Raw genomic sequence first — 21,929 nt, forward strand, 5'->3', positions numbered from 1 at the left:
TAATTCATTTTTCACTTAATATAAATCAGTAATTTCATTATAAGTATGGATAAATTTTTAACCAAGGATGTATTTGGGATACAAAGAGACATCCCATTGAATTATATAGAAAGAGAAGCTGACAAAGTATTTATAGACTCTTTAGATAGAAGACATCATGTCGTTATATTCGGAAGTTCAAAACAAGGAAAAACATGTCTCCGAAAAAGAAACCTAGATGACAAAGATTATATTACAGTTCATTGTGATAATAAAATGGACTTGTATAATTTAAATATTACTATTCTAAAACAAGCTGGTTTTACAGTTCAAGTTTCCGAAAGAAAAACAATAAATGGAAAGGCAAAGGTAAAAGTTGGTTTCGGTTGGAATTTATTCGGTAAAGCCGATTTTGAAAGTGAAGCGGAGGGAGAAAAAGGTAATGAAAAGGAGTATAAGCCACTTGAATTAGATCCAGAAGACGTAAATGATATTATTGATGCTTTAAAAAGTCTAGATTTTCAAAAGTATATCGTTATAGAAGATTTTCACTATTTAAAAGACGAAACTCAAGTTGATTTTGCAATTGAATTAAAAGCATTTCATGAAAACTCTGACCTAACATTTATTATAGTTGGCGTCTGGTTAGAAGAAAATAGATTAATAGCATTAAATGGAGATTTATCTGGTAGAATTAAATCTGTAAATGCAGACGAATGGACAGATGAAAATCTTGAGGAATTAATTAGTGCCGGAGAATCATTATTAAATATACAAATTCCCGATGAAGCAAAAAAACATTTAATAGAAAAAAGTTTGAATAATGTCTATATTGTTCAAGAAGTTTGTTATGAATTATGTTTAGTGAATAAATTAATAGAACAAACAGACTCTGTTCAAATACTTGATTGTAAGGATTTGGATATTTTATTATCAAAAGTAATATCACAACATTCAGGCAGATACTATAATCTCATTACGAACATATCAGAAGGATTTCAAGTTACAGAACTTGAAATGCATAAATGGATCATGTATGCAATATTAAAAGCCGATATTGAAAAGCTTGAAAATGGCTTGAAAAGAAGTGAAATCAACACTCTTTTACAAAATGAACACCCAAGAAAACAATTATTAAATCCTGGGAATTTAACACAAGCTTTGAAATCGATTGCTTCGTTACAAGTTAAGAAAAATACTATTCCAATAATTATAGATTATGATAATAGTAATTTGAAGCTTAGTATCGTTGATAAAGGTTTTATAATTTGGTTATCTGATCAGAATAAAGAAGAACTTATTCAAGAATTAGGTATAAATTAAAATCTCAAAACTTTTTTACCAAACTGTGTAAAATTAGGTAATAAACTAAAAATAATCCTCTTAAAATAAGCTCCGAAGTCTACAGACCTCCGAGCTTATTTTTTATTCTAGTTAAGACAAATCTAGAGTTTCTCATCTATTTCAAAATCAAATAATTCCTGAGGATGAACCTCTAAGCCTTTAGCTACTTCCAGTATTGTTGAAATTCTTATCAACTTCTCTTTATTCAATCTTACTAATATCACTATGACCTACATTACATTTTTGAGTTAACTCTGATAGCTTAATCCTTCTTTTCTAAATTTTTCAGCCCTTTTATTCGAAATTCAATCCATTGTAATTAATATGAAAACTGCTTAAGAATTTTCTACCTTATACAAATCCGCTTAATATTTTATTTATTTTTATACCCCCAATCATTAAATAAAATATTAACATCATGAATTTAAAAAACCTCATCATCCACACCGTTCAATACAACAACTGGGTGGTCAACAAATATATCGGCTGGCTTTCCACCAAGTCCGATGAACAGCTTAATCAGGAAGTCATTTCAAGCTTTCCGACAATCCTGAAAACCTTACATCATATCTGGCAGACGCAGGAATATTGGTGGAGCCATATTGCAGAAAATGATGAGTTTGATTTTAAAAAAATTTCATCAAAAACAACCAAAGATGAAATTTTCTCCGGAATAAAAAGCAATTCGGAAAAGCTTATGAAATATGTTGAAGGCCTGTCTGAAGAAGATTTAGCAAAAAACGTGAAAATAGAATCACCATGGTTTCAGTGTGATTTTTCCAAATATGAATACATCCAGCATATCATTATGCACGGAATTTATCACCGGGGGCAGATTGTAACCATGGGGAGAAATGTCGGAATAACCGATGCCCCAATGACGGACTATAATTTCTGGAATATCTATAAAGATGCGGATGTCCCTGTCAACTCATGAATATAATTATAATATTGATAGATGAAAATTCATAACTCATAACTTATAAACTCACAACTATAATCAAACTGTATGAAAAAAATAATTCTGGATCTTGCCACTACTTTAGACGGTTTTATAGAAGGGCCGAACGGGGAAATAGATTGGTGCATCATGGATGATGATATGGATTTTGATGGTTTTCTTTCAGGCATCGATACCATATTTTATGGACGGGTAAGCTATGATTCGTGGGGAAACTATCAGCCTGATGCAAATGCAAGCCCTGAAGAGATCAGGCTTTGGGAAGCTGTTCATTCAAAGAAAAAGTTTGTATTTTCAAGCCGGGACAGAGAAGATCAAAATGCAACTTTCATCAATGCTGATATTGCTGAAAAAGTTTCGGAAATCAAAAAACAAGGCGGTAAGGACATTTGGCTATACGGCGGCGCAAGCCTGATCAAAACCTTTATCCAACTAAATTTGATCGATGTGTACAGAATTTCTGTTCATCCGATTGCTTTAGGAAACGGGAAACCGTTATTTGAAGACCTAAAAAGCCGGTTACACTTAAAATTACTAAAAACCAATGTTTTCAGATCGGGAGTAGTACAATTGATTTATGAACCTGAAAAATAAAAAGTATGCAAAATAAAAATTTTGAAAGAGTTTATAAAATGTCTTTTGCCGGCGTTTATCCGCATTATATTGAAAAAGCGGAAAAGAAAGGCCGTACGAAGGAGGAGGTACATGAAATTATTTTCTGGTTAACAGGTTATGATGAAAAAAAATTGCAGGAAATATTAGAAAATAAAACTGATTTTAAAACATTTTTCGAGCAGGCTCCTCAGATCAACCCGAATACTTCATTGATAAAAGGAGTAATTTGTGGCTACCGTGTAGAAGAGATCGAGGATGAGCTGATGAGAAACATCAGATACCTGGACAAACTGATCGATGAATTGGCAAAAGGAAAGCCTATGGATAAAATACTAAGAAAATAATTTTTGTTTTTGTCCAATTTTAAAAAACCGATTGTCATTAAGGTATAAAACCTTAAAATCATATACAATGAAAATCACGGTAATCGGTGGTACAGGCCTTATCGGAAGCAAGCTTGTCAATAGCCTCAGGAGTTTAGGACATGAGGTTTTGGCGGCTTCCCCTAACTCAGGTGTGAATACGCTTACAGGAGAAGGCCTGGATCAGGCTTTAGAAAATACAGATGTTGTTGTAGACGTTGCCAATTCCCCTTCCTTTGCAGACGATGATGTAATGAACTTTTTCAAAACTTCAGGGGAGAACTTAATGGCTGCAGAGAAAAAAGCAGGTGTCAATCATCACATCGCCTTATCGGTTGTAGGAACCGGACGTTTGCAGAAAAGCGGCTATTTCAGGGCAAAGCAGGTACAGGAAGACATTATCAGAAATGCGGGGATTCCCTATACAATTGTACATTCTACCCAGTTTTTCGAATTTGTTGGAGGGATTGTTCACTCAAGCACGGTTGACCATAAAATTTTAGTTTCCCCGGCATTAATCCAGCCTATTGCTTCAGACGACGTTGTAAAAGCAATGACACAGGTAACTCTCGGTGAACCGAAAAATACCATCATAGAAATTGGTGGTCCTGATAAAATCAAACTATCTGATCTGGTTAAGAAATACGCTACCATCATGAAAAATTCTGATGAAGTGGTTTCAGATCCTGATGCAACTTACTTTGGCGCTCCTTTGAATGATACGACTTTAGTTCCCGGGAACGATGCAAAATTAGGTACCATCCATTATGACGACTGGATTTCAAACCCTGACAATCAAAAATAAAGCTTATTCAATTTATATAAACTCAATATTATTAATTTTAAAATCAAAAAATCATGAATGAATTTTTAATTGCAATACACCGGGATATTATCAACAAAGACGCTTCTCCTTCACCGGAACAGATGCAGGCATCCATTCAGCCATTCCAGGACTGGCTGGGAAGCATTGCGGCACAAAACAAGCTGGTAGCACCTCCTAAAAGATGGGATCTTGGCGGAAGAGTGGTTAAAAATGATACCGTAACCAATGGGCCTTATGCCGAAATCAAGGAATCTATCGGCGGAATGTTCATCATCAGAGCCAAAGATTATGATGAGGCGGTAGAAATTGCAAAAGGCTGCCCGATCCTGCAATGGGGGGCAACGGTAGAAGTAAGAATGGCCATTCCACCGGCTCAATAACCGTTCGATGTCACCATGCACGAACAGGCATTAATTCCTAACCTATTCAGAACAGAGTACCGGAAGATTGTTGCCGTACTCTGTTCCACTTTCGGTATCGACCATATTGAGACCGCTGAGGACATTGTAAGCGATACCTTCCTCACCGCCACAGAGTCCTGGAGCATCAGCGGGATTCCGGAGAACCCTACGGCATGGCTGTATACCGTAGCCAAAAACAAAACCAGGAATCACCTGAAGAGGGATACTTTATTTCAACAGAAAATTTCCACCGAGATCAAATATACCTCAGTCAATTCGGAAGAATTTGAGATAGATCTTTCCCATAAAAATATTGCAGACAGCCAGTTGGCAATGATGTTCACGATCTGTAATCCTGCCATTTCAAAAGAATCCCAGATATCTCTGGCCCTCAATCTCCTTTGCGGATTCGGAACGCAGGAAATAGCGGATGCTTTTCTCGTCAGCAAAGAGGTGGTCTATAAAAGGCTGCAACGTGCAAAAGAAAAATTAAAAACCGAAGGCATAAAAATAGAGCAGCCGTCCGTCCTGCAAATCCATTCAGGTTTGGAAACCGTACTTACTACCCTGTATCTGCTTTTCTCAGAGGGATATTATTCCACCTCTCAGAATACCATTCTCAGAAAGGACCTCTGCCACGAAGCCATAAGGCTCACCCTGTCACTTCTTGAAAATAAAACGACCAATATTCCGGCTACCAACGCTTTGCTGTCGCTGATGTATTTTCATTCTTCCCGGTTCAATGCCAGATTCAATGAAAGGGGTGAAAGCATTTTATATGAAGAGCAGGATGATGCATTATGGGATCAGGTCCTGATAGAAAAAGGCATTAAATATTTAAATCAGAGCGCTTCCGGAAGCTACCTGACAAAATTCCACCTTGAGGCGGGCATCGCCTACTGGCACACCCGGAAAAAGGACACGGAAGAAAAATGGCAAAATATCCTGCAATTGTACAACCAGCTTTTACAGATCGAGTACTCTCCCATCGCTGCACTTAACCGGACATTTGCCTTTGCCAAGGTAAGAGGAAAATCCGCCGCCATTTCTGAGGCCGAGAAATTGAATCTCACTGACAATCCTTTTTATTACTCGCTTTTGGGACATCTTTATACCGATGTCAATGATGTGAAGGCGAAACAAAATTTTGAAGAAGCATTGCGGCTCTCCGGTTCAGGACCTGCCTCCGGAACATTGAAAAAATATATCGATGGCCTCAATGCAAAGATCAATAACAGGTAACGAAAAACCAGGATTTTTATCCGGATGAATTACAATCCGTCTAACCTTCTTTTTACGGGAACATGTAATGTTTTCAGCCTTTAAACTGTTTATTTATAAAACATTCTATGAAAACAATCTTTATATTGTTGGCCGCAATACCCTCCGCCATGTTCGGCCAACAAATAATTACTGATGACCTTCACAATTTCTGGAATGCTTATGATCAGATAATTGCCGAAAAAGATTCGTCCAAACACCTGAACCTGATCAAGACCCTGTACATCAACAAAGGAACTCCCGGCCTGCACGGGATCATGAAAGCCCGAAAATATTCCGCCGAAGAATATGTCTATGCCATCACCCACTATCCCGAATTCTGGAAATCAATCAGGAAAAACACCTTAAAATCTGACCAGTTTTCAGAGCAGATCCGGGAAGGAATAAAAAAGCTGAAAAATTTATACCCAAATCTGAAACCCGTTAATACCTATTTTGAAATCGGAATTTTAAGGACCGGCGGGACAACAATAGACGGCATGCTGCTGATCGGAAGCGAGGTAGCCCTGGCTGATAAAACGGTTGTAACCAATGAGTTTGACCGGAAATATCCTCATCTGAGAAGTTATTTTGATACGGAACCTATTAAGGACATCGTATTTCTGAATACCCATGAGTATATACACACCCAGCAAAAAGCCAGCTCAGGCCATTCATTACTGGCACAGACCATGATCGAAGGCGTTGCAGAATTTTTAGCGGAAATTGCTCTGGATAAAAAATCCCCAAATCCACAAATATATTTTGGATATAAACATGAAGAAAGGATAAGATCAGCATATGAAAAGGAAATGTTTTCTCCTTATATCAGCAACTGGATCTGGAATAATACGGACAATCAGTTTGGCATGCGTGATCTGGGATATTTTGTGGGATATGCGATCTGTAAAAAATATTATGAAGGATCGACCGATAAAAAATTGGCTGTTAAAGAAATGATTGAGCTGGATTACAACAATGAAGATGATCTGGTTGCATTTGTGGACAGAAGCAAATATTTCAGTCGGCCTTTATCCGTATATAAAGAAGAATTTGAAAGATTAAGACCAAAAGTAATCGGAATCCGGCAGTTTAAAAATGAAAGCAGAAACGTAAGCCCCGGAACAAAAATTATTACTCTTCTATTTTCCCAGCCGATGGATAAAAACACACGGGGATTTGATTACGGGCCTCCGGGTGAAAAAAACGCTCTTAAGGTGCAGAAGGTTATCGGGTTCTCAGAGGACGGTAAAGCTTTCTCCTTTGAAGTAGCTTTGGAGCCTGGCACCCAGTACCAGTCCGTTGCTACTGAAAATTTCAGGGACAGAAATGATCTGCCTTTGCAGCCTTTTTTAATCAGCTTTCAAACTTCGGTCAACAGCCGCTAGATTCCTGGAATAAATTTCTTCATTACCTGAAATATAGTTGATCAGCACACTGACTTTGGCGGCTGCATCACAGGGACGATTTTATTGATCCATTGTTAAAATGTTAAAAAGCCTTTCTTTATTCCGGAAAACTTCCGAAATTTGCGCCTGTGCGTTAAATACTTATTTATGAAATAAAAATTTTAACTTAAAACATACAATAAACTTAGTATAAGTTTTCTTCGGGGCAGGGTGAAATTCCCTACCGGCGGTTATAGTCCGCGACTCCTTTCATGTGAAGGGACTGATCCGGTGGAATTCCGGAACCGACAGTTACAGTCTGGATGGGAGAAGAAAAATGAAGCAACCAGTAAGCTATTCAACAGGCTTACCGTGTTGCATTTCATTTCCATGTACCGAAGAGCTATTTAACTTTTTAAAGTAAATACACATGGAAACATTATTAGAACAATTCGGACTCAGTCCTAAAGAACGTGTAGAAAACGCACTTCTGAAATTACAACAGGGAAAAGGTATCCTTCTGGTAGATGATGAAAACCGTGAAAATGAAGGAGACATCATCTTTCCCGCTTCTACGATCACAGAACAGGACATGGCTCTTTTAATCCGTGAATGCAGCGGTATCGTCTGCCTGTGCATTTCCGAGGAAAAAAGCAGCCTGCTCAATCTCCGGCCTATGGTAGAAACCAACAACAGTAAAAATCAAACGGCATTCACCATTTCCATCGAGGCCAGGGAAGGAGTTTCTTCCGGGGTTTCAGCAAAAGACCGTGTAACCACAATTAAGACCGCCATTGCTAAAGACGTGCTGCCTGAACATATTGCAAGCCCGGGTCATGTTTTTCCCCTCGTTGCCAGAAAAAATGGCGTTTTTGAAAGACGCGGACATACTGAAGGCAGTGTGGACCTGATAAAACTTGCCCGGCTTGGAGAAGAGGCCGTGCTTTGTGAGTTGACCAATGAGGATGGCTCTATGGCAAGACTTCCTGAAATTGTTGATTTTGCCGTTAAAAAGGAAATGAGTGTTGTCACCATTGAAGATATTCATTCTTATCGTAAAATGATGATACACCAGAATTAAAAAACAGGATTTAACGCACAAAACCCGCCAATAAACCGGCGGGTTATTCTTATTGATCTCATCAGGAAGTACAACCGGAACGGCACCGTATCCGGTTTACATTTTGAAAATCACAGCTTTATCCGCAAACTACTTTTACATTTGAGATTTTATAATGATCCATTAGCCGACTTTCTGTATCAGTATTATCTTTAACCCACTTACTCATGCTTCTGCCCGGTTTTTGCTTTTGCTTTCATACCACTATCACTAAATATCTAATGAAATTTATAGTTATGAAAAAGCTTCTTACTATTCTGCCTTGCTTTTTTTTCCTCGAAGCATATTCCCAGGAGGAGATCCCGGATGCTTCACCCCAAAAGCTGAATATTGTAAAAACCAATATGACAGCCTATGCGTTCAGAAATATCAATCTGACCTATGAGAGGGCCTTCAACCAGTGGTTTTCCGTTAACATGGGCTTCGGAGCAATACCTGAAGGAAAAGTGCCGTTCATCAATTCGTTTTTAAATGATGAAGATGAAAAAATCTTCCAGAATCTGAGGATAAAAACGTTCAATTTCACGATAGAACCCCGTTTTTATGTCGGGCAGGGTTATGGAAAAGGATTTTACTTCGCTCCATATTACCGGTATTCCAAAGTAACCTCCAATACTTTTGATTTTTATTATGATTATGACGCACCAGACGGGAACACTTATTCTGTTCCCCTTAAAGGTTTCGGAAGTGTAAATGGCAACAGTGGCGGGCTTATGGTGGGTGCACAGTTTTTCCTGACCCATAGCCGGAGTCTTGTTTTGGATGTATGGATAGCGGGAGCTCATTACGGAAGCGGCAGGGGCGATTTTACAATGTCCAGTGACTATGTGCTTACACCGGATATGCAGGCCCAGCTTAAACGGGAAATTGAAAATCTGGATCTTCCATTCGTTAACTATTCGGTAGAGACCAATCCCAACGGAGCAAGAATACGGGTGAATGGTCCCTGGCTCGGATTCAGAAGCGGCCTGTCCCTGGGATACAGGTTTTAATAATACTGATGATTTATCATGGCTCAGCCAAATTCTCAGCCATATTGTATATAAATCTGAAATTTTAATATCTTTCCGGCATGAAATCATCGAAGATTACTACTGCCCAAAGGATTAAGGCCATTATCGGCGGCTCAATAGGAAACCTGGTAGAATGGTATGACTGGTATGCATATGCCGCATTCTCCATTTACTTTTCTCATTCGTTTTTTCCGGATTCGGATCTTACCGCGCAGCTGCTGAATACTGCGGGGATATTTGCCGTTGGCTTTCTGATGCGTCCGGTCGGAGGATGGCTATTCGGAAGTATTGCCGATAAGATTGGACGAAAAAGGGCAATGACACTTTCTGTTCTATTGATGTCACTGGGTTCCTTACTGATTGCACTCACCCCCACCTATCAGGCTATTGGAGTTTTTGCTCCGTTACTGCTATTGGTGGCGAGATTGCTTCAGGGATTAAGCGTCGGCGGGGAATATGGTGTTTCCGCCACCTACCTCAGCGAAATGGCTACGAAAGACAGAAGAGGCTTTTATTCGAGTTTTCAGTATGTAACCCTGATCGGTGGACAGCTGATCGCTTTGGGAATCCAGCTGGTTTTACAGAAATTATTGTTAACTGAAAGCCAGCTTGAAAGCTGGGGATGGAGAATCCCGTTTGTGATCGGGGCAATGCTTTCCGTCATTGCATTGTATTTAAGATCAAACCTCCACGAGACCGAAGCTTTTGAAAATAAAAAAGAGCTGAACGAAAAGAAAAAAGGGACCATTAAAGAGCTTCTTAAACATCCCAGGGCTCTGCTTACGGTAGTAGGGCTCACCTTAGGGGGAACCCTGGCATTTTATACCTATACCACCTATATGCAAAAATTTTTAGTGAATACCGTACATCTTACTAAGGAGCAATCAACCCTGGTCTCTTTTATTTCACTATTTATATTTGCCTGCCTGCAGCCGGTTTTCGGTGCATTGTCTGACAGAATCGGAAGGAGGCCACTGTTACTGGCATTCGGGATTCTGGGAACATTATTCACAGTTCCGCTTCTTACTGCGCTGAGCACAACCACTTCAATGAAAACGGCTTTCTTTCTGATTATGGCTGCCTTAATCATTGTAAGCGGGTATACTTCCATCAATGCTGTGGTAAAAGCAGAACTTTTTCCGGCTGAAGTAAGAGCCCTGGGTGTAGGCCTGCCTTATGCCCTCACCGTTGCTGTTTTTGGCGGTACCGCTGAATATATTGCCCTTTGGTTTAAAAAAGCCGATGTGGAATATTATTTCTACTGGTATATTACAGCCTGTATATTTTTCTCACTGGTGGTTTACGCCACAATGAAGGATACGAGAAAAGCGTCAGCCATGAATAAAGATTAAACTGTTACTAGCTAAAAACTTCGCGCCACAGGTTCCCTGTGGCGCGAAGTTTATTTTAATTGTAAGCCTGCTTGAATTTTTCAAGGATATTGTCCAGATTATGACGCTGGACATATACGCTTTTCACTTCCTGATACCTCGGGGATTTATAGAATACCTCATGGAAATCCATACTCCCGTTTCCTACTTTCACAACTTTCTGTACTTCAATATTCAACTTTCTTAGTTCTTCCTTGAAGACTTGGAATTCATCTTGTATATTATTCATCTATTTGAATTTAATTTAAAAATTATCAACCTTCATTATATACCCTTTATATTTTTAGGGATCTGTCTAAATTTTTACTAAAATTAGTAAATTTTCTGATATTAACATTGGGTTAATATACTTTTTTTTATTTAATTTGAACTTAATGCAAAAACTATACCTATTGATATAGTTATTAAATAATTATTAACAAATAGAAATAAGAATGACCGATATAAACCGAAAGGAACATTGGGAAACCGTGTACGAGACCAAAAATCCAGACCAGGTAAGCTGGACACAGGAAAAGCCTGAAACCTCACTCTCCTTCATCACCTCATTAGGGCTGGGAAAAGAAGCCAGAATTATAGATATCGGAGGCGGAGACAGTCTTCTTGTGGATTTTTTGCTGGAAGAAGGATTCCAAAATATTACGGTACTGGATATTTCTTCCGGGGCACTGGAAAAAGCCAAGAAAAGATTAGGGAATAAAGCTGAAAAAGTTAATTGGATTGTTTCGGATATAACCGACTTTGAGCCTGATGAAACTTATGATCTCTGGCATGACAGGGCCGCATTTCATTTCCTGACCGCTGAAGAGCACATATCGAGATACGTTGACATTGCAGAAAAAAGCATAAGCAGCTTTATGATTTTAGGAACTTTTTCCAAAAACGGCCCCGCAAAATGCAGCGGACTTGAAATCACCCAATATGATGAAGATTCCATAGCCGCACGATTCGGAAACCGGTTTGAAAAGCTGCAATGCAGAACCGAAGACCATAAAACCCCTTTCGGCACTTTTCAGAATTTTATATTCTGCAGCTTTAAAAAGAAGGAGGATCGATCTTAAATATTTAACCTCATCCATATTTGATCATCTTATAGATAAAATAACAATGAGAACCCTGAAATTATTTATCCTGCTCTTATCCTTATCTTCTTTTGCATCAATCTTTGCCCAGAAAAGCAATGAAATCAGAATGGAAGGCTACATTAGTGAGCATGATAATATAGAGCTGTTGATGAAGGACAAAAAGCCCGTGCGCTTTGTACAGTTCGGCATAATGTCCCGGAATTATGAGAGCTTCATGGAGAAGTACGGAATACAGGTTGTTTACCAGAATTGTGTCATAAGCCCGTTCCTTTCAAAACTCGCACAGGAGAACAATAAGGCTGTGGCCAGGTATTTAACGGAAAAATATGGTGAAATCTGGAAAGAAGATCTGGGATTTCTGCCTTATGGAATATAGGTGCTTTAAGAGTCAAAATAAAAAGATGCTTCTAACTTTAATTAAAAGCATCTTTTTATTTGGTATTCAGCAATCTGATATTATATGGACTGGCGCTCACTCTCCTCCACTTCGTGTCTTAGCTGAGCTTTATAAAGCGTTGCATAATAGCCGTTCTTATCCAGAAGCTCCAGGTGCTTCCCTTCTTCTACGATCTTACCATGCTCCATTACAATGATCTTATCAGCTTTTTCAATGGTTGAAAGCCTGTGTGCAATAATGATGGAGGTCCTGTTCTTGGTGATTTTTTCCGTTGCCCTTTGAATCAGCTTTTCGCTTTCATGGTCAATGGATGATGTAGCCTCATCCAGGATCAGAATCTTAGGATCCGACAGATAGGCCCTGAGGAAGGATAATAATTGCCTTTGTCCCAGAGAGATGGAGGACCCTCTTTCACTAACCACATAATCATATCCTCCCGGAAGCTGTTCTATAAACTGATCTACTTCAATTTCTCTGGCACCGGCTTTTATTTTATCCAATGTAATGGTTTCATCGCCGAAGGCCAGGTTTTCAAAAATACTTCCGTGGAAGAGGAAAACATCCTGCAATACGACGCCGATATGGCTCCTCAGATTGTACAGCTCATAATCTTTAAGCTCTATATCATCAATAAATATCTTTCCGGAATTAATGTCATACAACCGCGTAATCAGGCTGATGATGGTAGATTTACCGGCTCCTGTAGCCCCTACAATTGCCACTGTCTCTCCCGGATTTACTTTAAAATTAATTCCCTTTAAAACCTCCTGCTTTTCGTCATAAGCAAAATGCACATCCCTGAATTCGATCTTACCCGCAAAATGGTCTTTAACCACCTTTCCGGTATTCGGCATTGCATTTTCCTCGTCCATTAAGCCCAAAACCCTTTCGGCACCCACAATACCCCTCTGGATATTGTTAAACCTGTCAGCTATCTGCCGTAGCGGGCGGATAAGCATTGAGATATATTGGATAAAGGCGATCACAACTCCTGCACTGATGGTAATATAACCTCCGTAAAAAAGGATAAATCCGATAAAGAGTGAGGAAATAAGTTCCACAACAGGAAAGAACAGGGAAAAGATAAACACGGTCCTTAATAAGGCTCCTTTCAGGACAATATTAATTTCGTCAAATTTTTTAAACTCTGCCTGCTGCCTGTTGAAAACCTGAATGATGGGCATTCCGGCGAGCCTTTCCTGGACGAAGGAGTTTTGGTTGGCTGTCCATGTTCTCTCATCTCCAAAGGCCTTCTTCAGTTTTTTCTGAAAAACCCTGGTAATGATAACCATCAGCGGCAAAATGGCCAAGGTAATGTAGCTCAGGTGTACATTAGTATTGAACATCATTACCAGCACGAAAATGATTCTCAATATATCCCCGAAAACCATCAGAAAACCATCCGTATAGACCGTTGCAATGGTTTCCACATCCCCCACCGCACGCGTCACCAGCTGGCCGATAGGAGTTTTGTCAAAAAATGAGGTCCTGAAATAAATCAGCTTGGCGTATAACCTTTCCCTTATATCCCTGATTACATTCTGGGATATATAATTAGAGAAATATACCAGGAAAAAGTTCAGAATAGTTTCGGCAAATACCAGCCCTACGAGGATATAAATATGCTTCATCATCAAAGCCTCATCCTTAAGCTTCGTGATATCATTATCCACAACCTCCATGGTAAGATAAGGCCTGTAAGTGGAAACTATGGACAATATGATGGAAATTATCAAAGTAAGGATGAACCAAGAACGAAACTTCATTCCGATAAAGAACAGCCTCTTGATAATTCCCCAGGTATCTTGTTTTTTCATTGTACGAATTGAAGAAAGAATAAATAATTCTCTGCAAAAATAAGACTTTCTAATTTTAAAGCAGGAATAACCTTTTAAAATAGTAATAGAAAATTTTAGGTATCAGTAATTTATAAAATGAATCTGCCTTACCGTTTTCAGCCAGCTCATATGCACTCCGTCTCCGCTTTATTCAAATTCATATCCTACATCAACGAGATACAGGCCGTGTGCAGGTGCAGAGGTCCCCGCGGAATTACGGCTTTTATCTTCAATGACCTTCCGTAAATCCTCAGGCATCATCTTTCCGGCCCCTATTTCTACCATTGTGCCCACAATAGCCCTCACCATATTCCTGAGAAAACGATTGGCCGAAACCGTAAACTTCAGCTCGCTCCCGTGTTGCTCCCACTCTGCCCGGTATATTTTGCAGATATTGGTCTTGTTGTCGGTTTTTAACTTTGCAAAGCTGGTAAAATCATCATATTCAAATAAAATTTTACAGGCTTCATTCATTCTGGCAATATCCAAGGGTCTTTTCCAGTGCTGCCAGGCAGAATCCTGGGTAAAGGGGTTTTTCTCCAGGGAAATATAGTATTCATACGTTCTGTAAGTCGCATCGAACCGGGCATGGAAATCATCCTTTACCCGGAAAATTCTTTTTACGGAAATATCGGGTGGAAGGAAGCTGTTCAGCCTGTGCGGAAGGTTCTCTTCCAAAATCTTTTCCGTATCGAAATGAGCAAAAATTTTCCTGGCATGAACTCCCGTATCCGTTCTTCCTGCCCCCGTCGTTTTTATTTCCTCTCTTAATATCGTGGAAAGAGCTTTTTCCAATTCTTCCTGCACAGAAATGGCATCCGGCTGGATCTGATAGCCGAAATAATTTTTACCGTTATAAGAAAACTCAATAAAGTACCTCAATGTATTATAATAACTCCACAAAAGTACTTTAATTTCACGAAATAATTGTTGAAAAATCGTTGATAATATTGAATCAAATCCTTGTGAAAATTCCTATTTTTGCACTCGTATGAAAAGATGGTACCTTTATCCTTTCTCCCTTGGTTATCATTTGGTAACGGGTATCCGAAACACAATGTATGATCTGGGAATTTTTAAGTCTACAAAATTCAAAACCCCGATAATCAGTGTCGGGAATCTTTCCGTTGGCGGAAGTGGAAAATCGCCGATGGTGATGTATCTTGCCCAATACCTTTCCAAGCATTACAGGACAGGCGTGCTTTCACGAGGCTATGGAAGACTTACAAAAGGCTATGCCGTAACCAATTATGAAAGTAATTATAAAATGGTAGGGGATGAAGCAATGCAACTGTTTGAACGCTTCAAAAACCGTTTTGTAATTGCCGTTTCAGAAGACAGGGTTCCCGGTGCCAGAAAAGTGATCTCAGATATGGATCTTGATGTACTGATCCTTGACGATGCCATGCAACACAGAGCCATAAAAGCAGGATTCAATATCCTGATGACAGATTTCAATGATCCTTATTTTAAAGACTACCTGCTTCCCGCAGGAGATTTGAGAGAATCCAGAGCGGGCGCGAAGAGAGCAGACATCATTATGGTCAGCAAATGCCCGGATGAGCTGACGGAAGAAACCAAACGCTACTATATTTCGAGGATAAAACCGGAAAGCCATCAAAAGGTATTCTTTTCATCCATCGGATATGACGAAAATGTTTACGGAAGAGACAAAATGCTTCCTGACAATAATCTGAACTATTATGATATCCTGCTGATCACGGGAATTGCCAACCCTAAGCCTTTGCTGGAACATCTGGCTAAATTCTCGCAAAGAGTGAAGCATTTAAAGTTCAGGGATCATCATAACTTTACCGATGATGATATCAAAAAGATCGTTGCGGAATATAAAAAATTAGGAGAATATAAGCTGATCCTTACCACGGAAAAAGATTATGTCCGTCTGAAAACTTTTGACTATCTTAGAGATATTGTTTACTACTGGCCTATCAATGTGATCATTGATAAAAAGGAAGAATTCAATCAAATCATCTTGGATTATGTTAGAAAAAATTAAAGAGACGGCGGAATTCATAAAAAAAATCATTCAGGATATCCCGGATTTTGCCATTGTCCTGGGTTCAGGGCTGGGAAAGCTTCAGGATGAAGTGGAGCCGCTCCATATCCTGGAATATCAGGATATTCCCAACATTCCCCAGACAACCGTAGCAGGACACAGCGGAAAACTGATTTACGGAATACTCGAAGGGAAAAAAGTACTGATGATGAGCGGACGCTTCCATTATTATGAAGGACACTCCATGGAAACGGTGACCTTTCCCGTAAGGATTTTCCATCTGCTGAAAATCAAAAATCTGATCCTTTCCAACGCTTCCGGAGGGGTAAATGCAGATTATAACATTGCGGATATTGCCATTATCAGGGACCATATCAATATGATGCCCGAGCACCCGCTCCGTGGAAAAAATATTGATGAGTTAGGACCCCGCTTTGTGGATATGAGCGAACCTTACAACAAGAAGATGATTGAAGTCGCCGTAAAGGTTGCCTTTGAAAATAATATCAACGTCCATAAGGGCATTTACGTTGCCTTACAGGGGCCTACCTTTGAAACACCGGCAGAATACGGAATGATAAAAGCTATTGGCGGGGATATGGTAGGAATGAGTACGGTTCCCGAAGTCATAGTAGCCAGACATATGGGAATGGATGTCTTCGGCATCTCCGTAATCACCGATCTTGGCGGCCCCGATATCTCATTCTCAGTCTCTCATGAGGAAGTCCTGAACGCAGCCAGCCGGGCTATGCCCAACGTAATTACCATAGTAAAAGGCCTGGTGAAAAATTATTCCTGATATTATAGAATTTTTCAATAATTAAATTTTTTCCTAATTTCTCAAAAATCAATCCTGATTTGCAATTCATTGTTTAGATTTGTAGAAAAATGAACCGAATGAAAAAGCTGTTGTTAATTTTCATGATAGGAATTTTTGGATTAAGCTGTTCACAACAGGCCCCGAAAGTCCTTAAAACCAATTTTTCCAAAGAAGCATTAAGCCAGAAGCTGGAAGATGAAGAAGGCAAAACCATAACCATACAACAAATCCTCGACCAGCATAAAGGAAAAGTTCTGGTGCTTGATTTTTGGGCAGGATGGTGCAGAGACTGCCTGAAAGCGATGCCCAAGGCTGAAGAACTGGAAAAGAATAACCCCGATGTAGATTTTGTATTTCTTTCATTGGAAAGATCCAGGGAAAGTTTTGATAAAAGCCTGGAAAGATTCAATATGAAAGAAAAAGTTAATTACTGGTTTGCTTCCGGATGGAAAAATGATTTCAACAATTATATTGATCTGAACTGGATCCCAAGGTATATGGTGATCGATCAAAAATCGTCCATAGCAAAATATTATGCCATTTCTCCGGATGATCCTGAGATTCAGAAAACCATAAACAACCTTCTGCAATAATGATAACAAGAGAAGCCAGAGAACAGGACCTGGACACCCTCTTAAAATTTGAACAGGGAATTGTTTCGGCTGAAAGGCCGTTCAATGTTACTCTTATAGACGGGGAAATACATTATTATGATCTTCTTGAACTGATAAAGTCTCCTGACGCTCTGGTAGTAGTGGCAGAGGAAAACAATGAGATCATAGGCTCAGGCTATGCCCGGATCAAACAGACAGAAAAAGACTATTACAATTTCAAAAATTTTGCCTATCTGGGATTTATGTACGTAAAACCGGAACACCGAGGCCAAGGGATCAACAAACTCATACTGGATGAGTTGGTCGCATGGGCCCGGTCCAGGGGCATCTCTGAGATCAGACTGGATGTTTATGATCAGAATGAATCTGCTGTGAAAGCTTATGAAAAGGCAGGCTTTGAAAGGCTTCTTCTTACCATGAGGCTGAAATGATGATCAGACAATTTCAAAATAAATGAATCCATATCTTTGTGATATGGATTTTCCTTTTCCCATACGCAAAATTATTCATGTGGATATGGATGCATTCTATGCATCTGTAGAGCAGCATGATAATCCTGCATTAAAGGGTAAGCCTATTGCCGTAGGGGGCCAGCATCGTGGTGTGGTATCTGCGGCAAGCTATGAAGCCAGAAAATATGGTGTTCGCTCCGCAATGCCCAGCAAGGTGGCCAAGGAAAAGTGTCCGCATCTTATTTTTGTTCCTCCCCGTTTTGCGCGATATAAAGAAATTTCAAGAAAAATCCGGGATATTTTCTATGAGTATACCGATCTCGTTGAACCTTTATCTTTAGATGAAGCTTATCTGGACGTTACCGAAAACAAAAAAGGAATAGAATCTGCCAACCAGATTGCAAAGGAGATCCGGCAGAAGATTTTTGAACAGACCGGGCTGACTGCCTCTGCCGGTATATCGGTCAATAAGTTTCTGGCAAAAGTAGCTTCTGATATTAACAAGCCCAACGGACAAAAGACCATACATCCGGATAAAATAGAAAGCTTTCTTGAGGAGTTGCCTGTCGAAAAGTTTTACGGAGTCGGGAAAGTTACTGCCAATAAAATGTTTACTTTAGGGATCTTCAAGGGAAAGGACCTGAAGAAAAGGTCACTGGAAGAGTTGATAAAGCTTTTCGGGAAGTCCGGGCAATATTATTACAATGTAGTCCGTGGAATCCATACTTCGGAAGTAAAACCCCACAGGATCCAGAAAAGTGTGGCTGTAGAGCGTACCTTTTTTGAAGATCTTTTTGATGAACAGCAGATCAATGAAAAATTGGAGAGTTTAAGTGCCGAGCTCCATCAGAGGCTGCAGAGAAACAATATCCTCGGAAGAAGCCTGACCCTGAAAATTAAATACAAAGATTTTTCCCTTTACACCAGAAGCATTACTCAGGAAATATATTTTACTTCCGCTGAAGAATATTTTAAAACCTCAAAAAAACTCTGGGAACTGCGTCCTTTTGATAAGCCCGTGCGTCTTCTGGGGCTCTCCCTCTCCCACCTCAACACGGAAGAAAAAAAACAGATATCCGTTCAACTAAAAATACCGTTTGAGGAATTTGAAGATCAATAATTAAAAATTTTCACTAAATTGTAGTGACCAAAACCACAATTTATGAATCCAACAATGATACAATTCTTCCACTGGTATTCGGAAGGAGGCGGAAAACTATGGAATGAAGCTGAAAAACAAGCAAAATATTTAGCGAAATTGGGGATTACATCTGTCTGGTTCCCTCCTGCATACAAAGGAGCAAACGGGGGCTATTCCATTGGATATGATTCTTATGATCTCTATGATCTGGGGGAGTTTGATCAAAAAGGGACCATCCCTACCAAATACGGAACGAAAAAAGATTATATAAAAGCCATTAAGACCCTCAAGAAAAACAATATCCAGATTATTGTAGATATTGTCCTGGGACACAAAGGCGGCGGTGACGAGCTGGAAACCTTCAAGGTGGTAAAGGTTGATGAGAACAACCGTGAGAAAGTGATCTCCGATGTTTTTGAGATCCAGTCATATACCAAATTCACCTTTCCCGGGAGAAACAAAAAATATTCTGCTTTTGAGTGGAACTTCACCTGCTTCAGCGGTACCGACTATGCGGAGGGAATGGATAAGCATATCTATAAAATCCAGTCTGAATACGGAAATGACTGGGAAGAAATGATCGATGATGAAAAAGGGAACTATGACTATCTGATGTTTAATGATATTGAACACCGGAACCCGCATGTGCGCGAGGAGCTTAACCATTGGGCAAAATGGTATTTTGACCAGACTGATTTTGACGGTGTAAGGCTGGATGCCTTAAAGCATATTTCTTTTGACTTTTACAAGGAATGGCTCACCCTGCTGCGTTCCAATTCCGGGAAAAATATTTTTGCTGTTGGTGAATACTGGGCTCCCGGACATTTACACCTCCTGCAGAAATACATCGAGGTCACGGAAGGCTGCATGAGCCTTTTCGACAGCTCTCTGCAAAATAATTTCCATAATGCCTCGAAAGAAGGGGCTTCCTATGATCTGAGAAGAATTTTTGAAGGAACTCTTACCCAGGCTGATCCCATGCATTCCGTAACACTGGTTGACAATCATGATACCCAGCCACTGCAAAAATTGGAAGCACCTGTTGAAAGCTGGTTCAAGCCTATTGCCTATGCACTGATCTTATTGAGGGAAAACGGATATCCTTGTGTTTTTTATCCCGATTTATATGGTGCCCATTACATTGATAAAGACAGCGCCGGACATGACCAGGAAATTTTCCTGCCTAAGGTGGATGGTATTGAAGAACTGCTGAAAGCCAGAAAAGATCATGCATACGGACCTCAGCGGGATTATTTTGAAGATGCCAACTGTCTCGGCTGGGTACGGGAAGGTGATGAGACCCATACGGGATGTGCCGTGGTTCTAAGTAATAAGGATGCTTATAACAAGCCTATGGAAGTAGGAAAAAGGTATGCCGGAAAAAAGTTTCACGATGTTCTGAAAAGGTTTAAAGAGAAGGTCGTTATTGATGAAAATGGCTGGGGGAACTTCCCTGTGCCGGCAGGAAATGTAAGTGTCTGGATCCCGGAATGATTATGAACGAATAGGACCCAGGAAGGTATCATCCTTCCTGGGTCCTATTTTATATCTCCAAAGCCGGGATCCTTGCTGATTTAAGAACTAAATTTTTCGGAGTTCCAGAATTTCCGGTCTCTCTGAGCTTTCATCAATTTTGCCATCCCTTGCGAACTCCGCCCAAAGTGCCCGCAGTCTTTTGCCGTTTTCATGTATATATTCCCATGGAATGTCTTTTATTAATTCTGAAGATCGCCAGGCGGCTTCATTTTCAAAGATCAACGGAAGATCAATACAGTGGGCAGCCCCTATATGGTTCTTCCATCCTGAATGGAGCCTGAAGAGATATATGTTCCCACCGGCCCTGGCATAGCTCCGGGAAAATGTCTTCGCCGGTTTTCCATAGATGGACTCAGTAGTGATATCAACAATCTTATCAAGGATCCTGCTGCCGAAATATTTATTCATTTTTTCGGAGGTTTTCACATAAAAAGCTGTTTCTTCATTATTCCAGCCCATCAGCACATCATATTTCCCGGCATTATTTTCCCATTTCCGGACGCTTTCCTCCTCTGTACACAAAGGCGGATAGCCATATTGCAAGCAGAATGGCATAGACGCTTTCAATCCATATCTCATCACTGACGGCAGGAATTTCACATATGCTTCCGTCAGTTTCATCACATCGGTTTCCCTTTTCAGTACATCCGTTCTCCTGAGAAGTTGTGCAGACATTTTTTGCCTTTTATGGCGGAATCCCAAGGGTGCACTGTGAACAATTACCCTGTGGAATAAGTTTTCAATGCCATCAGCTATCATTAAATGGGTAACCGCATCTCCTCCCGATGACTGGCCGAAAAGGGTAACATTATCAGGGTTTCCGCCAAAGCTTCTGATATTATTTTTGATCCATTTTAGAGCTTCAATGATGTCGAACAGGCCGAGATTGGCAGGTCTTTCCTCATTTCCTCCCAGGAAGCCAAAAACTCCCAAACGGTAGGAAACCGAGACTACGATAATATTTTGTTCTTTTACCCAGACAGAAGGGTCGGAGGTGGACAGGTCTCCACAGCCTATTTCATAAGAGCCGCCGTGGATCCATACCACAACCGGCAGTTCATCATTTTCATTGATAGTCTCCGGACGGGTAATGGTAAGGAATTGTGTTGATTCGTTCACTTCATATCTTTCAAGGTCTGCCTTCCCGATCAGTCTTTCCAGAAGCGGGCTTATGTTTTGGGGACAAACCGGAATCTTACCGGACACCTCTTCAGAATCTGCCGACGCAACGGGAACAGGTTTTCTGAACCGCTCAGAATATGCATAGCGGATGCTTCTTGCCCTGATGACTCCATTTTCTCTTAATCCCGAAATTTTCCCGAAAGGTGTATGGAAAGTATGGATACTGATATTCTGTTGTGCTTTCATT

The 21,929-nt window shown here is 40.0% G+C and carries 23 protein-coding genes and 1 riboswitch; of the genes, 19 read left to right on the plus strand and 4 right to left on the minus strand.

Going from position 1 to position 21,929, the window contains the following annotated elements; translation table 11 throughout:
* Nucleotides 1–45: 45 nt before the first annotated feature.
* From ABMQ40_RS10845 to ABMQ40_RS10895, 11 genes are all read left to right on the plus strand, one after another.
* Complete coding sequence (locus tag ABMQ40_RS10845) at nt 46–1,302, plus strand: hypothetical protein (RefSeq protein WP_370899454.1); 1,257 nt, start codon at nt 46–48, stop codon at nt 1,300–1,302.
* Between the two features lie 439 nt (nt 1,303–1,741).
* The gene (locus ABMQ40_RS10850) at nt 1,742–2,260 is read left to right on the plus strand and encodes a DinB family protein (protein ID WP_370899456.1); all 519 of its coding nucleotides are present in this window, start codon (nt 1,742–1,744) and stop codon (nt 2,258–2,260) included.
* Nucleotides 2,261–2,332: 72 nt separating this feature from the next.
* Nucleotides 2,333–2,878 carry a dihydrofolate reductase family protein gene (locus ABMQ40_RS10855; RefSeq protein ID WP_370899458.1) on the plus strand — a complete coding sequence of 182 codons (546 nt, stop codon included), beginning with the start codon at nt 2,333–2,335 and terminating at the stop codon, nt 2,876–2,878.
* A gap of 5 nt (nt 2,879–2,883) precedes the next feature.
* A complete protein-coding gene (locus ABMQ40_RS10860) occupies nt 2,884–3,243 on the plus strand; it encodes a DUF2200 domain-containing protein (protein ID WP_370899460.1) in 360 nt (119 codons plus the stop codon).
* Between the two features lie 67 nt (nt 3,244–3,310).
* Nucleotides 3,311–4,066: an SDR family oxidoreductase gene (locus ABMQ40_RS10865; RefSeq protein WP_370899462.1), complete on the plus strand. Its 756-nt coding sequence runs from the start codon at nt 3,311–3,313 to the stop codon at nt 4,064–4,066.
* A 53-nt stretch (nt 4,067–4,119) separates the two neighbouring features.
* Nucleotides 4,120–4,467, plus strand: coding sequence for a YciI family protein (locus ABMQ40_RS10870; RefSeq protein ID WP_370899464.1), 348 nt, complete (start codon nt 4,120–4,122; stop codon nt 4,465–4,467).
* A gap of 15 nt (nt 4,468–4,482) precedes the next feature.
* The gene (locus tag ABMQ40_RS10875) at nt 4,483–5,730 is read left to right on the plus strand and encodes an RNA polymerase sigma factor (protein ID WP_370899466.1); all 1,248 of its coding nucleotides are present in this window, start codon (nt 4,483–4,485) and stop codon (nt 5,728–5,730) included.
* Between the two features lie 107 nt (nt 5,731–5,837).
* The gene (locus ABMQ40_RS10880; protein WP_370899468.1) at nt 5,838–7,136 is read left to right on the plus strand and encodes an Ig-like domain-containing domain; all 1,299 of its coding nucleotides are present in this window, start codon (nt 5,838–5,840) and stop codon (nt 7,134–7,136) included.
* A 213-nt stretch (nt 7,137–7,349) separates the two neighbouring features.
* Nucleotides 7,350–7,475, plus strand: a riboswitch (FMN riboswitch).
* A 91-nt stretch (nt 7,476–7,566) separates the two neighbouring features.
* Complete coding sequence (gene ribB, locus ABMQ40_RS10885) at nt 7,567–8,217, plus strand: 3,4-dihydroxy-2-butanone-4-phosphate synthase (RefSeq protein WP_370899470.1); 651 nt, start codon at nt 7,567–7,569, stop codon at nt 8,215–8,217.
* A 275-nt stretch (nt 8,218–8,492) separates the two neighbouring features.
* Nucleotides 8,493–9,248, plus strand: coding sequence for a DUF3575 domain-containing protein (locus tag ABMQ40_RS10890; RefSeq protein ID WP_370899472.1), 756 nt, complete (start codon nt 8,493–8,495; stop codon nt 9,246–9,248).
* A gap of 80 nt (nt 9,249–9,328) precedes the next feature.
* Nucleotides 9,329–10,621 (plus strand): MFS transporter, encoded by a 1,293-nt coding sequence (locus ABMQ40_RS10895; RefSeq protein WP_370899474.1) that lies wholly within the window; start codon nt 9,329–9,331, stop codon nt 10,619–10,621.
* A 55-nt stretch (nt 10,622–10,676) separates the two neighbouring features.
* Here the strand turns inward: ABMQ40_RS10895 and ABMQ40_RS10900 are convergent, their stop codons facing one another.
* On the minus strand, nt 10,677–10,889 hold the full coding sequence (locus ABMQ40_RS10900; protein ID WP_370899476.1) for a hypothetical protein: 213 nt from the start codon (nt 10,887–10,889) through the stop codon (nt 10,677–10,679).
* Between the two features lie 205 nt (nt 10,890–11,094).
* On the opposite strand from ABMQ40_RS10900, the gene ABMQ40_RS10905 reads away from it, so the two are divergent.
* Entirely contained in the window at nt 11,095–11,721 is a 627-nt protein-coding gene (locus ABMQ40_RS10905) for a class I SAM-dependent methyltransferase (protein ID WP_370899477.1), read from the plus strand.
* 46 nt (nt 11,722–11,767) lie between these two features.
* Entirely contained in the window at nt 11,768–12,121 is a 354-nt protein-coding gene (locus ABMQ40_RS10910; protein ID WP_370899479.1) for an FEKKY domain-containing protein, read from the plus strand.
* 80 nt (nt 12,122–12,201) lie between these two features.
* On the opposite strand, the gene ABMQ40_RS10915 is transcribed toward ABMQ40_RS10910, so the two are convergent.
* On the minus strand, nt 12,202–13,959 hold the full coding sequence (locus ABMQ40_RS10915) for an ABC transporter ATP-binding protein (RefSeq protein WP_370899481.1): 1,758 nt from the start codon (nt 13,957–13,959) through the stop codon (nt 12,202–12,204).
* Between the two features lie 168 nt (nt 13,960–14,127).
* On the minus strand, nt 14,128–14,862 hold the full coding sequence (gene truA / locus ABMQ40_RS10920; protein WP_370899483.1) for a tRNA pseudouridine(38-40) synthase TruA: 735 nt from the start codon (nt 14,860–14,862) through the stop codon (nt 14,128–14,130).
* Nucleotides 14,863–14,971: 109 nt separating this feature from the next.
* On the opposite strand from truA, the gene lpxK reads away from it, so the two are divergent.
* The 6 genes from lpxK (at nt 14,972) to ABMQ40_RS10950 (ending at nt 20,518) form a co-directional block, all read left to right on the plus strand.
* Nucleotides 14,972–15,997 (plus strand): tetraacyldisaccharide 4'-kinase, encoded by a 1,026-nt coding sequence (lpxK, locus tag ABMQ40_RS10925; RefSeq protein WP_370899485.1) that lies wholly within the window; start codon nt 14,972–14,974, stop codon nt 15,995–15,997.
* Entirely contained in the window at nt 15,981–16,796 is an 816-nt protein-coding gene (locus ABMQ40_RS10930; RefSeq protein WP_370899487.1) for a purine-nucleoside phosphorylase, read from the plus strand. Before lpxK ends, ABMQ40_RS10930 begins: the two co-directional genes overlap by 17 nt.
* A gap of 98 nt (nt 16,797–16,894) precedes the next feature.
* Nucleotides 16,895–17,410, plus strand: a complete 516-nt coding sequence (locus ABMQ40_RS10935) for a TlpA family protein disulfide reductase (protein ID WP_370899489.1) — start codon at nt 16,895–16,897, stop codon at nt 17,408–17,410.
* Nucleotides 17,410–17,862, plus strand: coding sequence for a GNAT family N-acetyltransferase (locus tag ABMQ40_RS10940; protein WP_370899491.1), 453 nt, complete (start codon nt 17,410–17,412; stop codon nt 17,860–17,862). The genes ABMQ40_RS10935 and ABMQ40_RS10940 overlap by 1 nt, the downstream gene beginning before the upstream one ends.
* Nucleotides 17,863–17,905: 43 nt before the next feature.
* On the plus strand, nt 17,906–19,003 hold the full coding sequence (gene dinB / locus ABMQ40_RS10945; protein ID WP_370899493.1) for a DNA polymerase IV: 1,098 nt from the start codon (nt 17,906–17,908) through the stop codon (nt 19,001–19,003).
* A 42-nt stretch (nt 19,004–19,045) separates the two neighbouring features.
* Nucleotides 19,046–20,518, plus strand: a complete 1,473-nt coding sequence (locus tag ABMQ40_RS10950) for an alpha-amylase (RefSeq protein WP_370899495.1) — start codon at nt 19,046–19,048, stop codon at nt 20,516–20,518.
* A gap of 87 nt (nt 20,519–20,605) precedes the next feature.
* Here ABMQ40_RS10950 and ABMQ40_RS10955 read toward each other — a convergent pair whose 3' ends face one another.
* A complete protein-coding gene (locus ABMQ40_RS10955) occupies nt 20,606–21,928 on the minus strand; it encodes a carboxylesterase family protein (protein ID WP_370899497.1) in 1,323 nt (440 codons plus the stop codon).
* Between the last annotated feature and the right edge of the window lies 1 nt (nt 21,929).

Source organism: Chryseobacterium gossypii (assembly GCF_041361455.1).
Classification (GTDB): domain Bacteria; phylum Bacteroidota; class Bacteroidia; order Flavobacteriales; family Weeksellaceae; genus Chryseobacterium; species Chryseobacterium gossypii.

Excerpts from the sequence above, each read along its gene's own strand:
- ABMQ40_RS10910 (WP_370899479.1), top strand. The coding sequence starts at position 11,768 with ATGAGAACCCTGAAATTATTTATCCTGCTCTTATCCTTATCTTCTTTT.
- ABMQ40_RS10950 (WP_370899495.1), top strand. The coding sequence starts at position 19,046 with ATGAATCCAACAATGATACAATTCTTCCACTGGTATTCGGAAGGAGGC.
- ABMQ40_RS10845 (WP_370899454.1), top strand. The coding sequence starts at position 46 with ATGGATAAATTTTTAACCAAGGATGTATTTGGGATACAAAGAGACATC.
- ABMQ40_RS10860 (WP_370899460.1), top strand. The coding sequence starts at position 2,884 with ATGCAAAATAAAAATTTTGAAAGAGTTTATAAAATGTCTTTTGCCGGC.
- ABMQ40_RS10870 (WP_370899464.1), top strand. The coding sequence starts at position 4,120 with ATGAATGAATTTTTAATTGCAATACACCGGGATATTATCAACAAAGAC.
- ABMQ40_RS10905 (WP_370899477.1), top strand. The coding sequence starts at position 11,095 with ATGACCGATATAAACCGAAAGGAACATTGGGAAACCGTGTACGAGACC.
- ABMQ40_RS10895 (WP_370899474.1), top strand. The coding sequence starts at position 9,329 with ATGAAATCATCGAAGATTACTACTGCCCAAAGGATTAAGGCCATTATC.
- dinB (WP_370899493.1), top strand. The coding sequence starts at position 17,906 with ATGGATTTTCCTTTTCCCATACGCAAAATTATTCATGTGGATATGGAT.
- ABMQ40_RS10875 (WP_370899466.1), top strand. The coding sequence starts at position 4,483 with ATGCACGAACAGGCATTAATTCCTAACCTATTCAGAACAGAGTACCGG.
- ABMQ40_RS10955 (WP_370899497.1), bottom strand. The coding sequence starts at position 21,928 with ATGAAAGCACAACAGAATATCAGTATCCATACTTTCCATACACCTTTC.
- ABMQ40_RS10890 (WP_370899472.1), top strand. The coding sequence starts at position 8,493 with ATGAAAAAGCTTCTTACTATTCTGCCTTGCTTTTTTTTCCTCGAAGCA.
- ribB (WP_370899470.1), top strand. The coding sequence starts at position 7,567 with ATGGAAACATTATTAGAACAATTCGGACTCAGTCCTAAAGAACGTGTA.
- ABMQ40_RS10865 (WP_370899462.1), top strand. The coding sequence starts at position 3,311 with ATGAAAATCACGGTAATCGGTGGTACAGGCCTTATCGGAAGCAAGCTT.
- ABMQ40_RS10855 (WP_370899458.1), top strand. The coding sequence starts at position 2,333 with ATGAAAAAAATAATTCTGGATCTTGCCACTACTTTAGACGGTTTTATA.
- ABMQ40_RS10935 (WP_370899489.1), top strand. The coding sequence starts at position 16,895 with ATGAAAAAGCTGTTGTTAATTTTCATGATAGGAATTTTTGGATTAAGC.
- ABMQ40_RS10915 (WP_370899481.1), bottom strand. The coding sequence starts at position 13,959 with ATGAAAAAACAAGATACCTGGGGAATTATCAAGAGGCTGTTCTTTATC.
- ABMQ40_RS10940 (WP_370899491.1), top strand. The coding sequence starts at position 17,410 with ATGATAACAAGAGAAGCCAGAGAACAGGACCTGGACACCCTCTTAAAA.
- ABMQ40_RS10880 (WP_370899468.1), top strand. The coding sequence starts at position 5,838 with ATGAAAACAATCTTTATATTGTTGGCCGCAATACCCTCCGCCATGTTC.
- lpxK (WP_370899485.1), top strand. The coding sequence starts at position 14,972 with ATGAAAAGATGGTACCTTTATCCTTTCTCCCTTGGTTATCATTTGGTA.
- ABMQ40_RS10930 (WP_370899487.1), top strand. The coding sequence starts at position 15,981 with ATGTTAGAAAAAATTAAAGAGACGGCGGAATTCATAAAAAAAATCATT.
- ABMQ40_RS10850 (WP_370899456.1), top strand. The coding sequence starts at position 1,742 with ATGAATTTAAAAAACCTCATCATCCACACCGTTCAATACAACAACTGG.
- ABMQ40_RS10900 (WP_370899476.1), bottom strand. The coding sequence starts at position 10,889 with ATGAATAATATACAAGATGAATTCCAAGTCTTCAAGGAAGAACTAAGA.